Annotated in this window: 17 protein-coding genes and 1 tRNA gene; 9 read left to right on the top strand and 9 right to left on the bottom strand. The window is 34.7% G+C overall.

Annotated features, from left to right (window positions below):
- Positions 1 to 2,226: CFI-box-CTERM domain-containing protein (locus tag K5781_RS08300; RefSeq protein ID WP_297442749.1), on the bottom strand; the 2,226-nt coding region annotated here is incomplete at its 3' end.
- A 4-nt stretch (positions 2,227 to 2,230) separates the two neighbouring features.
- Positions 2,231 to 2,980, bottom strand: a complete 750-nt coding sequence (locus K5781_RS08295) for a hypothetical protein (RefSeq protein WP_297442744.1) — start codon at positions 2,978 to 2,980, stop codon at positions 2,231 to 2,233.
- A 387-nt stretch (positions 2,981 to 3,367) separates the two neighbouring features.
- Here K5781_RS08295 and K5781_RS08290 point away from each other — a divergent pair, with 387 nt between their 5' ends.
- The 4 genes from K5781_RS08290 (at position 3,368) to K5781_RS08275 (ending at position 5,039) form a co-directional block, all read left to right on the top strand.
- Positions 3,368 to 4,216: a helix-turn-helix domain-containing protein gene (locus K5781_RS08290; protein WP_297442741.1), complete on the top strand. Its 849-nt coding sequence runs from the start codon at positions 3,368 to 3,370 to the stop codon at positions 4,214 to 4,216.
- The gene (locus K5781_RS08285) at positions 4,213 to 4,386 is read left to right on the top strand and encodes a hypothetical protein (protein WP_297442738.1); all 174 of its coding nucleotides are present in this window, start codon (positions 4,213 to 4,215) and stop codon (positions 4,384 to 4,386) included. Before K5781_RS08290 ends, K5781_RS08285 begins: the two co-directional genes overlap by 4 nt.
- A gap of 137 nt (positions 4,387 to 4,523) precedes the next feature.
- A complete protein-coding gene (locus K5781_RS08280) occupies positions 4,524 to 4,688 on the top strand; it encodes a hypothetical protein (RefSeq protein WP_297442735.1) in 165 nt (54 codons plus the stop codon).
- A 213-nt stretch (positions 4,689 to 4,901) separates the two neighbouring features.
- Complete coding sequence (locus K5781_RS08275) at positions 4,902 to 5,039, top strand: hypothetical protein (protein ID WP_297442732.1); 138 nt, start codon at positions 4,902 to 4,904, stop codon at positions 5,037 to 5,039.
- A 264-nt stretch (positions 5,040 to 5,303) separates the two neighbouring features.
- On the opposite strand, the gene K5781_RS08270 is transcribed toward K5781_RS08275, so the two are convergent.
- Positions 5,304 to 5,489: a hypothetical protein gene (locus K5781_RS08270; RefSeq protein ID WP_297442730.1), complete on the bottom strand. Its 186-nt coding sequence runs from the start codon at positions 5,487 to 5,489 to the stop codon at positions 5,304 to 5,306.
- 149 nt (positions 5,490 to 5,638) lie between these two features.
- On the opposite strand from K5781_RS08270, the gene K5781_RS08265 reads away from it, so the two are divergent.
- Positions 5,639 to 6,235 (top strand): zinc ribbon domain-containing protein, encoded by a 597-nt coding sequence (locus tag K5781_RS08265; protein ID WP_297442728.1) that lies wholly within the window; start codon positions 5,639 to 5,641, stop codon positions 6,233 to 6,235.
- A gap of 40 nt (positions 6,236 to 6,275) precedes the next feature.
- On the opposite strand, the gene K5781_RS08260 is transcribed toward K5781_RS08265, so the two are convergent.
- Together K5781_RS08260 and K5781_RS08255 are read right to left on the bottom strand one after the other, a co-directional pair.
- A complete protein-coding gene (locus K5781_RS08260) occupies positions 6,276 to 6,668 on the bottom strand; it encodes a DUF6659 family protein (protein ID WP_297442724.1) in 393 nt (130 codons plus the stop codon).
- 85 nt (positions 6,669 to 6,753) lie between these two features.
- The gene (locus K5781_RS08255) at positions 6,754 to 6,891 is read right to left on the bottom strand and encodes a hypothetical protein (protein WP_297442722.1); all 138 of its coding nucleotides are present in this window, start codon (positions 6,889 to 6,891) and stop codon (positions 6,754 to 6,756) included.
- A 361-nt stretch (positions 6,892 to 7,252) separates the two neighbouring features.
- On the opposite strand from K5781_RS08255, the gene K5781_RS08250 reads away from it, so the two are divergent.
- Complete coding sequence (locus tag K5781_RS08250) at positions 7,253 to 8,809, top strand: hypothetical protein (protein WP_297442720.1); 1,557 nt, start codon at positions 7,253 to 7,255, stop codon at positions 8,807 to 8,809.
- 84 nt (positions 8,810 to 8,893) lie between these two features.
- Positions 8,894 to 9,085: a YlcI/YnfO family protein gene (locus K5781_RS08245; protein ID WP_297442718.1), complete on the top strand. Its 192-nt coding sequence runs from the start codon at positions 8,894 to 8,896 to the stop codon at positions 9,083 to 9,085.
- Between the two features lie 69 nt (positions 9,086 to 9,154).
- Here the strand turns inward: K5781_RS08245 and K5781_RS08240 are convergent, their stop codons facing one another.
- Positions 9,155 to 9,712 carry a hypothetical protein gene (locus K5781_RS08240; RefSeq protein WP_297442714.1) on the bottom strand — a complete coding sequence of 186 codons (558 nt, stop codon included), beginning with the start codon at positions 9,710 to 9,712 and terminating at the stop codon, positions 9,155 to 9,157.
- A 200-nt stretch (positions 9,713 to 9,912) separates the two neighbouring features.
- Between K5781_RS08240 and K5781_RS08235 the strand changes: the two genes are divergently transcribed.
- Complete coding sequence (locus K5781_RS08235) at positions 9,913 to 10,377, top strand: hypothetical protein (RefSeq protein ID WP_297442711.1); 465 nt, start codon at positions 9,913 to 9,915, stop codon at positions 10,375 to 10,377.
- A gap of 484 nt (positions 10,378 to 10,861) precedes the next feature.
- On the opposite strand, the gene K5781_RS08230 is transcribed toward K5781_RS08235, so the two are convergent.
- Complete coding sequence (locus K5781_RS08230) at positions 10,862 to 12,277, bottom strand: integrase (RefSeq protein ID WP_297442708.1); 1,416 nt, start codon at positions 12,275 to 12,277, stop codon at positions 10,862 to 10,864.
- 45 nt (positions 12,278 to 12,322) lie between these two features.
- A tRNA-Val gene (locus K5781_RS08225) sits at positions 12,323 to 12,420 on the bottom strand.
- A 95-nt stretch (positions 12,421 to 12,515) separates the two neighbouring features.
- Here K5781_RS08225 and K5781_RS08220 point away from each other — a divergent pair.
- The gene (locus tag K5781_RS08220; RefSeq protein WP_297442705.1) at positions 12,516 to 12,764 is read left to right on the top strand and encodes a hypothetical protein; all 249 of its coding nucleotides are present in this window, start codon (positions 12,516 to 12,518) and stop codon (positions 12,762 to 12,764) included.
- Between the two features lie 2 nt (positions 12,765 to 12,766).
- Here K5781_RS08220 and K5781_RS08215 read toward each other — a convergent pair whose 3' ends face one another.
- Entirely contained in the window at positions 12,767 to 12,934 is a 168-nt protein-coding gene (locus K5781_RS08215) for a 50S ribosomal protein L40e (RefSeq protein ID WP_048115813.1), read from the bottom strand.
- Positions 12,935 to 12,943 lie beyond the last annotated feature (9 nt).

The following is a 12,943-nucleotide window of genomic DNA, read 5'->3' as shown; positions in this document are numbered from 1 at the left end:
TCCTGGTGCACTCTCTTGGTTCTGTCCTGGAGCTTCACCACTATTTCCTGGTGCACTCTCTTGGTTCTGTCCTGGAGCTTCACCACTATTTCCTGGTGCATCCTCTGGGGTTTCATTATTTTCATCTAGTTCTTTTGCTAGTTCACTATCCTCACTTGTTTTATCTAAAATATCATCAATTTCTCCTGTTTTGAGAACCTCTAGTGTATCTTCTAATTCTCTAATTGCTTTTTGAGTTAATCCTAAATTCTCTCCTTTTTCTAACATCTCTTCAATGTCTGCAATACTGTTATCTACAAATTCTTGTACTCTTTCATCTTGGCTTTCTTCAGCTGCAGTGTTCATCTGATCTATGATGTCTCCTTTGATCTCATTTGCTAATGCTAATTTTGCCTGAGCATTTGGAATGTCTCCATTTGCTAAAACCTCTTTTGCTAAATTGATTGATTCATCATAATCTTCTAAATTCACATCTATTCCATTTGATTCTGCTAACTGACGTAATTCGTCAATTTCTTCATCAATTTCTGTAATCTGTTCTTGAATATCAAACACATTTGCAGCAGTTAATTGCTTAATAATGCCTGGTGGTATTCCTCCAACTCCCAAACCTTGTCCATTTGAAATTCCGTCATCTGATGCACTTCCAACACCTGCTCCAAATCCTGGTGGAATTTGATTCAATACAAGAGATTCTTCTAATTCTCCAATTACTGATGCTGAATCCTCAAATAATGCCATTGCAATTAGGGCGTGCTCCTCAGCAGTTTCTGTATCGCCTTTTCCTAGAGCATCAATTGCTTTTTGATATTCTTCTTGTCCCATATCATAAAATGTCTGAGCTGTTGATGGTACTTCTCCTGCTGATTCTAGTGATTCTTCAAGGTTGGTTAATGTTAAATCAAGAACCATTTTGATTGGAGAATCTGTTTCAGAATCAACAGTTTGAGCAAAAGCTGAAGGTAAACTAACGGATAATACGAAAAGTGCAATTAGGCCGAAGAGGCTTGTTTTCAACACAGATTTTACGTTATGATTGGTAATAACTGCCCAGTTCGATTTATTCAGGCGTCTGGTTCGAAGTTTTGTCTTAACATAATATAATATTACAAATGGCAAAACAAAATACATTCCAACATTTATCAGAATCACCCCAATGCCAAATCCTAAAACTTCATGCTCAGATTCTGCAAATGTCATGATTGAAAGTGATGACAGTAATGGTGTGATTCCAATTTTTACAAATTCATTAAACATTGGATTCTCTCTTTGATAATCTGCAATGTATGGTGAGAAAGAATAGTAAAATTGATTGAATGATGCCATAAACGCTGTTCCAGAATATGTATTCATCAGTTGATTGTCTCTAATCTCTCTTAGAAACTGAACTTGAGGTGACATTTCTGAACCATATGTTGCAGTTGCAATTAGACATCCTCCACCATCTTCTGATTTTTCATTTGTATTCATGATTTTCACCAAACCTTTCTCATGTGGTTCAATTCTGATCCATGAATGTGTTGAATTTTGATGAAATTGACTGAATTCTACATTATCTCCGTTTAGCAGAACCTCGTTTGGATTTGTCATTATTGCTGTAGGGATGATTGTCAAAACAATTGCCTTGTCTCTAATGATGAATTGAATTTCTTCAGAATTTGCCGAAAATTCATCAATTTTTGCTGCAGTGATTGCCTCTATTTTATACTCTGAATTATCTACTGGCACAAAAAATTCCTTTGATGTGACTGGTCTGATAGAAAAACTCAAAGAAATGTCTCCTGGCGGGAGGACATATTCTTCATCTGTAATCTCAATTGGGATTGTGTTTAATGAAACTAGTTTTGCTAATGGTGGTAAACTGACCTTTGATTGTAGATCACTGGTGTATTTTAGCTTGAAAACCCCTGATTCGTAGGTTAGGATATCTGCATTATATTTGAGATCTACTGCGCTTGCCCCTAATGTGGCAATTTTTAGTAATTTTTGATTTTGAGTGGTGCCTAAAACCACATTTTCTTCATCTATTGCCAAAAGATTTGAAATTTGATCTGAAACTATGTTCACATCAATAGTAGAAACAAATGTTTTTGGAAATAATGTTTGAGAAATCTTTGCTTTTCCTTCTGAATTGACATCTATAATGATGAATTGGTCTTCTAATTGGGAAAATACAGTTGAAACTCCAATTATGATGAGAAGAATTACAATGATTTGTAATTTCATTACTCTACCTTCTAGGTGATGCTGGTCCGCCTACTCCTGAAATGTCAACCCACTGACCATCTACAAATCTTTGTAGTTTGTTTGTCATACTGTTATAGAATAATTCCCCTTCTGTTCCATTGGTAGCAGGTCTACTGAAATATCCTTCTTCAGTATCTAATTCAAATGGATTGGCATTTGATATGAGTTCTATCGTCTCTTCTATTCTTTCCAGATCGCTTTGTAATAGTGTAATGTCTAATGCAAATGATACACATTCAAATTTTGTAACTTCTCTAATCTCTACAGTGCCGTCTTCTTCAGTAAAGAAAATCTTTCCTTTGGAATCTACTCCGTGAACAAAATATTCCACAACATCGCAATCTGAATACACTAATGTTTCGATAACTTCTCCGTCTCCTGAGTAAACATCAATTGAAATATTCATTCCTTTGTTTTTGAGCAGTGTGTTTTTTGATTCTAGAGATTTCTGAACTAATGTATAAAATGGTTTTTTATCTTTACTTGGAACTGATTCTAGTAAGAAATTTGCTTCTCCTTGCACAAACCCTATTCTGGAAAATGAATCAAATGAATTCTCAAAATTTGTTCCTGTAGGGTTTACCCTTACTATGATTGTCTTTGCAACATTGTCATGATTTAGTGTTACACCTGCATACGCTTCAATAATCTCTAGATTGGAGTAAATTGTAGAAAATGTTAGCAAAATTGCTATTGACGTAATCGTAATGACGGCTAATCTCTTATTATTCAATAATGAAATAATCTGATTTTCCTTTATAAGCAATAGTATGTAATTCCACTTTTGGTACCCCAAAAAGAGGAGGTTCGCATGGTTCGAACCATTTTTCACGCCTAATCGAGATCTTTGGTTATATCAATTGTAACCACTACAATCTCTGAAGAAAGATGAACATTGAACAACAAACTCCAACATTTGACTCAAATTCAGTGGTTTTAGACTCTCAAATGGAGTCATTATTAAAAATGACAAATGATGTCATGATGAAGATTAAAATCAATTCAAAGGAGATTTCCCTATGACATATCAGTACCCAGATAACCCTTCAATTGATCTTCTGTTAAAAATGACAAATGATGTCCTTTTCAAACTAAAAACTAAAACTGCGGAGGATTCCTTTTGAATTCTGAAAATCAGATCAGCTTATTTGATAATGAATCAGACACTGCTATGTACAAGCATAAACTAACTCTTGAAAAAATTAAAAATGAACTAATCAGTTTTGGCCTTACCAAAAGTCAGGCAAAGGTGTTCATATATCTCGGCAAGTATGGATCGAAGACAGCTTCTGAGATAGCAAAAGCACTACAATTGCCTAGAACTGAGACATATCATCTGGTCAATTCTCTTCAAAACATGGGATTAGCTGTTGCAGAACTGTCTCATCCTACAAAATACACTGCTATGGACATGGCAGAAGCTGTGGCAACATTGGTCAAACAAGAACAAGACAGAATTGATACCTTGGCAAACAAAGAAGAATCCTTGTCTGCAATGTGGAAAGAGATTCCATTCTTTGCAGTAGAGACTGATGAGTCAAAATCTGAGAAAATGCAATTACTGCATGGAAACGGACCGATCACAAACAAAATCAAAGAAATGGTTGATTCAAGCACCGATGATTTCAGAATCTTTGGCAGTGTATCTGATCTACTCAGAATGTACCATTCTGATGTATTTGACTGGATAACTGATGGTCAAACCAATCTGAAAATGGTAGTTTCACCATTGAACAAAACTCCTGAATTCCTATCTGACATGAATTCCGATTTGATTAGAGCAATGCCTTCTAATTCTGAAAACAAGTGTTTTGTAATAAATGACAAAAAAGAGGTTCTCATCTTTATGCGAAATGCAAATCACCCAACAAGACAAGTTTTTGCTTGGTGGTCTGATTCTGAAACTCTGGTAGATATGATGAGTTCATTATTTGAACTATCTTGGGAAAAAGGAGAGGCACTATATTGAGTACTGTTTTAGCTCTTGAAAGCCTACAAAACGAAATTTCTTTCATGGCACAACATTCGATAAATGAAGGCCGTGAGAATCTAAATGACCTTGAAATTGAACATTTAATCAAAATGACTAATGATGTTCTTCTTAGAATAAAACAACAAACCCAGGAGATGTACAATTGAACTTCTTTAAACAATTTTACTTGTTACTGACAGGTCAAATTGAAGAATTATCTGAGGAAATATCTTGGTGAGTATGGTGAGAAAATTCTACTTACTTCTAACTGGTCAGGTAGAACAATTATCAAAGGAGCTTGACGATGAATCGTTGCGAAGATAGACACGAGAAAAGATACAAGATTACTTACAAGCCTGCACCTGGCGGTAGATATACTCCGCAATGGTTAGTATGCTCAAATTGTGTTGAAAATAAGCACTGTTTTGGAGATGAAGACTTGATCCTCTCTATTGAGAAAATTGCATAATTCAAAAATTAAACCTTCTAACAGCAAGTCTATTCTGTTTCATCTCAAAGTATTAGATGAGGAATTGGAAATTTCCAAAGATCTTTCAGAGTATCCTTGCTAATTGATCAAGTGTGGTGAATTTCATTGAGGTTCGATACGTTCGAGTTCTATTTCATGCCTAATCGAAATCCTTGGTTATATTCATTGTAACTTATAGTACAATGAAGAAAAATGAAAACAACACAAAAAACTATTATGTTTGATTCTCATTCAGAGTATTTCCTTGATGCTGAAATGACGAATCTCTTAGAGATGACAAATGAAACCCTTTTGAAAATTAAATTACGTGCAAAGGAGATTTACCCATGATCTTCCAGCATGTTCAAGATTCTCAAATGGAAACCTTGCTTAAAATGACTAGTGATTTTATTTCAAAAGTCAAACAACAAAACTTGGAGGCTTCTCCATGAACATTTGTGAAATCTGTTTAAAATCATATCTTGTAGGCCACAAAGGATGTTGCTCTACTGATTGCTATCTAAAAGTACTGCAATCAAGACTGGATACTTGCTTTAGAAATGATAAGAGTCATACCCAGTTATTGATGGCTATGAACTAATTTCTGGGATATTTTTATACATTTGAAATTACATCTAGTAGCCTTTTTTTCTCCAGACTGTATTTTTCATGATTTTTTACATAATTCTTGATTGCAATTGCAATCAAATTAGTGTCTAAATTCTCCTTATTTTTTAAAATTGTCTCTAACAGGACTTCTTTAGATGTTTCAAACTCTAATTTTTTCTGAGAAATATTCACAAAATCTGTTCGTTTTCTACATTTTAATAATTACTATTGTTTCCGTCTTGGAAATGTTTTCTAATTTTAGACATTTTGTATTTACTAGAGTCTACTTTGTTCTCTTTTTCAGTTAGTATTTAATGAGATTTATCCCTAGCATATACGATATGGATTCCATGGATGTAGTCGATGAAGTAAACGCTCTGTTGAAATTAGGTGTTGGGGATGCATATAGATTAGAACACATCAAACAATCTTTTATCCAAAATAAGAATATCTGGATTACTGATAAAAATTATCTTAAACGTTTACGAGAAAAATATCTAATCAAACAAACTTTGGATGATTCTTCAAATGAAGAAATAGTTTTTGAAAATGAACCTGAAAATCAAGAAACAATTCATTGTTGGAAATGTGGAAAAAAGGGTCCGTTGGGTGCAAATTTTTGTATGATTTGTGGTTCTTCTCTTTTTGAAGTAGGTGACAATATTGTATCTACTGAACCAAAATCCAGTAAAAACACATTCAAATCTATTCCATTAAAAATTCCAATTATTGTTGGGATTCCTCTTCTTGTATTGATTATTTTAGGTGCAGGATATTCTCAAGGTTATTTTGATAATTCATTTGAACGTAGCTCGTCTCCTGATATTTCCCCATCTCCAACTGTGATTGTTGATGAGGACTCTACTGGTGAGACTGATTCCAAATGTGGTCCAGGAACTGTATATGATTCAGAGTCTAATTCGTGTATTTTAGGCTAGATTTTCTGAATTGAAATTTTTATTTTAAAATAATATAATTTTATACTGTGGATATTGTTATCTCATCAAATAATTCTTCAGCTCGTTTGATAATTTTTTTATCATCTGTATCAGGATCAGCTGAAATTAACACCAAATTTTTTCCGATTGGTACACTAATAATAAGTTGCTTTGTTCGTCTTGATGCGATATAATCAATTGGACCAAGAACATCATCTAACTCTCTTCTCATATTGAAATCAAGTTGCATTTGCATGTATAGCATTCTAATTCTATCTTCTGAAAGCAATGGGGTTGCTCCTTTTTTGAACCCTCCTGCAACTAACCTGCCTAACTCGTTGATTACCCCAACATGACGAATTTTGTCTTCTTCTGATAATGCACTGCATGCTGCATTTAGCTTTTGAATATCTTCGACTGATAAAAGACTCATGTTTTTTTACATTCTTCCCCATTCAAATAGTTTCTTAAAAGAAAAAGGTAATGATTATCATTATTATTGATATTTGTAGTCTTCATTAATTACGTTCTAGCCCTTTGGTTTTTCTCCATTCTATTTCATTTTGTTTCTTACATGAAACATGACATTTCTTTCCTTCTAATTCTGTAATGCCTTCTGAAATATTCATATCTTTTTGGCAAATACAACATTTCATTGTTGGCTAATTATGATTAAACTCTATTAAAACAAATTGGTACATTTTTGGAATAATGCATAAATAATTACTTTCATACTTGATGTATGGAAAAAGCACTCATCATTTCAATAATTACTGTTATCGTATTTGGAATTGGTTTTACTGTTTACATAGCCCAAAATATCACGTGACCCTCTGAACAATGATCACTAGAGGGATGGACCGGATGGGTAGTGGCACTGTAGCGGTTCTTTTTTGAGTTCCGTTGTGCCTAGGAATTTATTTGATTTAGGTTTTCTTGTAATATCTTCATACCTTGTTTTTGTAACATTCAAAAACAGACAAGCTCCTATATGCAATTTTTTTTTTTTGATATAGCATGGGACACAGAAAATCTTTCATTTGGTTATTCGCATCTGTAGTTTTTATGTTTAGTTTGAGTACTTTGCCTGTTATGTCTCAAGATGTATTTGCCCATTCTGCAGTAGTCTCTGCATATACTGCAAATGACCCTGATGATGGTGATACTGTTTTTAGTGCTGGAGATACTTTGACAATCACTACCTCTGCTGCCACAAATGCTACTGTTGGCTCTGTAACTGATGCTACTTTTGTAACTGGGAACTTTACTTTTGCTGTTGATCCCTTGGCAGGACTGACTTTTGGGGCAGGCAATGATTGGACTGCTGAATGGACTGATGCATCAAACTTGGTAATTACCATTCTTAATACTGGAGTAAATACTCCTGTAGTTGGAGTTTCAACAGTTGTTGTTACAGGTGGTAATACTATTGGTGAATCTGGTAATCCTGATGATTTAGGAATGACTGGTCCAGCAGATACTCTTGCGGGTGATTTTGGATTGTTTGTGGCAGCATCTACAACTTCTGATGGTAATGGTAGTGGATGTGATAATTGTGAAGCTCCTACCCTTGGTCTTGATAAAAATAACAAACGATTAGTTGATAATGGTTTTACATACAATGGTAACCCTATAGATGTTGAACGTTACTTTACTCCATATCCACTTGTAACAGTTAATGTAGGAAAACAAAATGTAGCTGAATTCAAAATTTATGATGACAATGGTCCTGATTCAGTATCTCATTTTGAATTGGCTTTTGGTCTTGCCAATGGGGAATCTATTGGAAAAAGTAAAGCTGTAATTAATTGGGATAGAGCATTTGATGGTATTGAAACAATCACTTTAGATGATCCTGAAAATGTATTAGATAATATCAGAATTACTACTTCAGAAGGTTATTGTTCAGAGAAATCCCAACAAAAATGCCTCATAGTTACAGTTGTTCATACCTTTAGAGCACCACTTGACTTTAACATCCTTGGAACAAATGTATGGGATGAAAAACGCAACGCATGGCAAAACTATTACAATCATGGAATTGAGGTTGTAGGCGAATCTCTAAACCCTCCAAAAGAACATGATGGAATCAACAAAGGTCACATTTACCATCTAACTGAAACTAGTAAAACTACTGCAGTTGATGAGTTTGGAAATTCATGGACTTTGCAATATGGTTTATGGAACATGGATTATGTTGATAATAGCAATGCTCCAGTCACTTTGTTTTTGAAAGAAATGACTCCGACCGTTAACGGCTTTGCAGGTTCTGATCAATTTGGAAAAACATACTATTTGACTGAAACTAGTGTAACTACCGCAGTTGATTTGTTTGGTAATGCATGGTCGTTAGAATCTGGCACATGGGTTATGGATTCCATTGACAGTAAAATGATTTTGGATGGTGCTCCTATGGGAGGTTATGACAGAACTGATTCTGAATTTAGCATTTACAAGCATGGGCAATCCTTATTGGCTGAAAACAAACTAAACGACATTTGTTCTAGTTGTTTTGACGAGTCATATGGTGAGATTGATCATATCTTTGCATATGAATTTCCAGCCTCAGAGTAATTTCATTGATGGATTCAAATCTTCACAGTTCCGCAACTCTGATAGTCCTTAAAACCAAAAACAGCTGTAAACTGCTGTAAACAAATGTCTAGAACTGTTTCTGCAAGAATCTCGACAAAGATGCATGATGAATTAAGAGAGCGATGTAATCTGATTGGGGAATCAATTAATGACTTTATTGTAGCATGTATGGAGATTGGTCTTCATAATTCATCAGAATTTAATTTTGGTGATGAGTTGATGGATGAAATTGAAGAAAAAAAGTCAACTTCTTAAAATCTATTGCTACTTTGGGTTCTGTTTCTCTGATGGGACATTTTCTTTGTGTTTTCGGTCGAGACATGACTATATTTCGATAACGTACATTTTCTTATCATTCACTAGCAAGATATTCTCATTTTCAAAAAATCCCATTTGGTTCTTAGATAAATCCACATTTGGGAGTAATTTTTCATGAATTTCGGTTCTTTGTCCTAATTGTACTTCTTTGCCATTTCTAATCACTTTTTTTACATACAAAGAATGCCAAACAAGGAAAAAAACTAATTCATTTTTCCACTTTTCATCATTAGGATCAATAGGATACATTTTTTCAAAAAATGTCTGCAAATCCTTTGCCATGTCCTCTCCAAATTTAGTTAGATTGATTGGGGTGTGTCTAGATTCCTGTGAAAGTGCTTTTTCATCGGTCTCATGAAAATATGGTTTTTCATTGACTACATACAGATGATAATGTTTGTGTTTTTCATCATTCTTTTTTGCGTATATGTCAAGAGGTTTTTGTTTATTTTCAGTAATTTTGATTATTGTATTTTCATAACGTATGGTTTTAACATTTAATGGGAATTTCCCTTCAATTTCTTCTTCTAATTCTTTGATGCGTTTTGGATCAAGGTTTTCCATTTGTCTTTTCTCTTGATGTTAATTCCACATAACTCTGCTGATGTCTTTCCATTTAATCCCATATGAGGTCTGACGTAATTGTGATAAATCGGTACTGTTGCGTTGTAGGTTGAAAATTATGCCTGTTGTCTATCGGTTGATGATAATCATAAATGAACATCATCCAATTAATTATATTTGATATTTGTACCAGTTTTGATATGGTAAACCAATCAATAGTTATTGGAATTGCAATTGGTGTGTTTTTTGCTGGAATTGGAATAGGATATGGAATAACACAAAACTCCGCCCCTCAAAATAATTTCATGCAAATGACACCTCAACAAATGCAACAAATGATGAATGATCCTGATATGATGAACCAGTGGCATCAGACTATGATGAATGACCCACAGCATATGCAACAAATGATGGGTATGATGATGAACAATCCCGAAACAATGACACAGATGCACAACATGATGATGAATAACCAACAGCACATGAACATGATGATGCAACCTATGATGAACACCATGATGAACGATCCACAATATCAACAACAGATGCTTGACATGATGATGCAACATCAGGGAATGATGAGCTACATGGGTAACAATACTCAATGGCAAAACATGATGGGCAATCATATGATGGGTGGCAACATGATGGGAATGCATCCTTAAAAAAACAAAATAATGATTTTGACTATGGTTGCAATCTTGTAACCATACTCAAAAATCTCTTTTACTTTTTGCTTGCGTTTTGAATTACCTTTATCCATTTGTTGTCTCTCTTGATTTCACTCCTGCATCCTTGATCTGTAAAAAATTGGAACATAATGTCCCTAAATGAACAACCAGAGAAAGTCAGGCAAATCTACCTAAGAATGAACAGTGTCGGAATTTTGGTGCTGTTGTCTTGTCGGGACATGAAAATCATAAACCATTAAGATGGAATATCGAAAGATAGGCGTATACTGCAATCATGCAACTACCGATGAAAACTATTGCCCACTTCTTTTTAGTTAACAATCTGTTTGTTTAGAAATGCTATTTTGGATTAAAGTTTTCCACTTGTCTTTACTTTTTTGATTTCTATGCTGCAAACTTCAGCAGAGGTCTTATTATCTAATCTTCTGCGGGTTTGAAGTAATTATGATAAATTTGACTAATCGTCAATCACTGTGATTTTTGAACTCTTTGCAAACCTTTCTCTTAATCCGTCTATATTCCCATCATGTTCTGTGAGAAAATGCTCTACCATCTCATCCAAACTTGAAGATTTTCCAAAATCCGTCTTTGCTATGTTCATTGGCGTTATTTGTTCTGGATGGTTTTCTGACCATTCCATCAATCCTTGTTTGATTTCTTCAGCAATCTTTGCTCGAAGATCAATTCTTTTTACTTCATTTTTCAGAAAATCAATCTCTCTTTGCTGTCTTTCAAGTTTTTCTATTTTCTCAGTCTTCTTTTTGTTTTCATGTCGTAGACGCTTCTCATTTGATATTGTAAGATTTGGGACTGCATTGAGATATTCCTCTGCAAGCTCCAAAGTATGGGTCTTGAAATAGTTCCTATCTAGTTTTATCAATCCCGTATGTCCCATCATGAATTCTTTTTTGATTAGTGATCCTAGTGGAGAATCCCTTGATAGTGATTCCTTGCATGTCTTGTTCCAGAATCTTCTAAATCCGTTCATTATTGGAACTTCGTATCTTTTCCCTTTGATTGATTCTCTTAATCCTGCTCTCTTGATAATTCTCTCCACTCTTCTTTTTACTCCTATTGGCGTAGTTCTTCTAAGCAATGTTCCTTCCTTTTTGAAGATTGGGTCTTTTGGTTTTGGCACTCTTCCAACTTCTCTAGTCCAGTCTGATTTGTAATCCATTATGGCTTCATATGCTTCTGGTGTGATAAATGCAGGATATCCTTCGTTGGTTCCTTGGTAAATTCTGATCATTGCACATGCTACACTTGCATGTTCTTCTTCTGATTCTGTAATGTCAAACTTTAGTTGCCCGTCTACCTGATATATTGGAGTCAGATCCTGCCAGTTCAAATCGAACCCTCCTGCTCTAATCCCTGAACTTGCACTGAGCAGAATTATTGCTCTGTCAATAGAACCGTTGGTAAATTTTAGCATCTTTTGAATCTCATCCCGATTCCATCCTCTGGAATCTGAAACATTGTCTTGTTCTGGAAATGTTGCATAAACCCTATTCCAAGAAATCACAATTCCTGACATGTCAAAAAGTTTCTTTATTGGCTTGAAATAATTACTAATTGAGCTTGGATTGAGATACTCTGAGTTTTCTTTTGCCAGTTTGGTTCTCTCTTTGAGTTTGATTGATAAATTGATCAAAAGATCACGAATCCAATCTGGATCTTCTTTTGCAAGTTTTACAAACTGGTTTACTCTATCTTCAAAATCTCCTTCGAATATGTCCTCAAAAATATTGCACAATACTTGGCGTAGCGTTCTGGTGTATTTCTCTCGGGTCTCCTTGGCTTTGATACCTTGGTGGAATAGCTCTAGAGGGCTTTCCTTGCCAATCCTTTGAAACTCTTCTTTTGTTATCTTCATTTCCTAATTCCATATGTGGGTGGAACCATAAAAGGACCATCAGAGTGGTGGACCGGATGGGATTTGAACCCACGACCTTTGCGGGAAAAAATTTCCTTACGCAGTGTGAGTGCGTCATCCAAACCAAACTAGACGACCGGTCCAAATATTTAGAATAACGAGTAGTTTTTTTGTCTTTGCTATGTGATTATGTCACAATTACCTTGGCCTTTTCTACTAAATCTGAAAAATAATCTATATGATATTACAAGAATTTGATGCAATTATTGACAGGATGAAGTTGGCATTTGAGTATGCTGATAATTTAGGACAGTATGTGGAAGCAGCTAGGATATTGTTTCAAATGAATGATCAACTTCCAGATGATCTTCAGCTTGTCTTTGAGGATCTTGATGATCCTGAAGCTGCAAAATCTTTTGCCAAACAATACTATACAGAAATAAAATCAGCAATTGTAGATTATAGACAAAGATTGATGACTGTTTAATTCTATTTCTTGACCCCGAGATTTCTATTCTTTAGTCTCAAGTATGGGTTTCTGCATTTTCTACATCTGGTTGCATCAATATCATTTCTGCATCCACATTTGAAGCAAATTCTCATAACAAGACGTGCTTGTTGTGCTATTCTCTTTTTCTCCGGGTCTGTAATTGGCATTTAATTGTC

The organism is Nitrosopumilus sp., from assembly GCF_025699255.1.
Taxonomy (GTDB): domain Archaea; phylum Thermoproteota; class Nitrososphaeria; order Nitrososphaerales; family Nitrosopumilaceae; genus Nitrosopumilus.
Note: the sequence above shows the minus strand (reverse complement) of the source record. Positions and strands in the feature narration are given on the sequence as shown.

What these genes read in the sequence shown, in the direction of transcription:
- K5781_RS08280 (WP_297442735.1), top strand. Translation starts at nt 4,524, where the DNA reads ATGAATCGTTGCGAAGATAGACACGAGAAAAGATACAAGATTACTTAC.
- K5781_RS08275 (WP_297442732.1), top strand. Translation starts at nt 4,902, where the DNA reads ATGAAAACAACACAAAAAACTATTATGTTTGATTCTCATTCAGAGTAT.
- K5781_RS08265 (WP_297442728.1), top strand. Translation starts at nt 5,639, where the DNA reads ATGGATTCCATGGATGTAGTCGATGAAGTAAACGCTCTGTTGAAATTA.
- K5781_RS08260 (WP_297442724.1), bottom strand. Translation starts at nt 6,668, where the DNA reads ATGAGTCTTTTATCAGTCGAAGATATTCAAAAGCTAAATGCAGCATGC.
- K5781_RS08255 (WP_297442722.1), bottom strand. Translation starts at nt 6,891, where the DNA reads ATGAAATGTTGTATTTGCCAAAAAGATATGAATATTTCAGAAGGCATT.
- K5781_RS08250 (WP_297442720.1), top strand. Translation starts at nt 7,253, where the DNA reads ATGGGACACAGAAAATCTTTCATTTGGTTATTCGCATCTGTAGTTTTT.
- K5781_RS08245 (WP_297442718.1), top strand. Translation starts at nt 8,894, where the DNA reads ATGTCTAGAACTGTTTCTGCAAGAATCTCGACAAAGATGCATGATGAA.
- K5781_RS08240 (WP_297442714.1), bottom strand. Translation starts at nt 9,712, where the DNA reads ATGGAAAACCTTGATCCAAAACGCATCAAAGAATTAGAAGAAGAAATT.
- K5781_RS08235 (WP_297442711.1), top strand. Translation starts at nt 9,913, where the DNA reads ATGGTAAACCAATCAATAGTTATTGGAATTGCAATTGGTGTGTTTTTT.
- K5781_RS08230 (WP_297442708.1), bottom strand. Translation starts at nt 12,277, where the DNA reads ATGAAGATAACAAAAGAAGAGTTTCAAAGGATTGGCAAGGAAAGCCCT.
- K5781_RS08220 (WP_297442705.1), top strand. Translation starts at nt 12,516, where the DNA reads ATGATATTACAAGAATTTGATGCAATTATTGACAGGATGAAGTTGGCA.
- K5781_RS08215 (WP_048115813.1), bottom strand. Translation starts at nt 12,934, where the DNA reads ATGCCAATTACAGACCCGGAGAAAAAGAGAATAGCACAACAAGCACGT.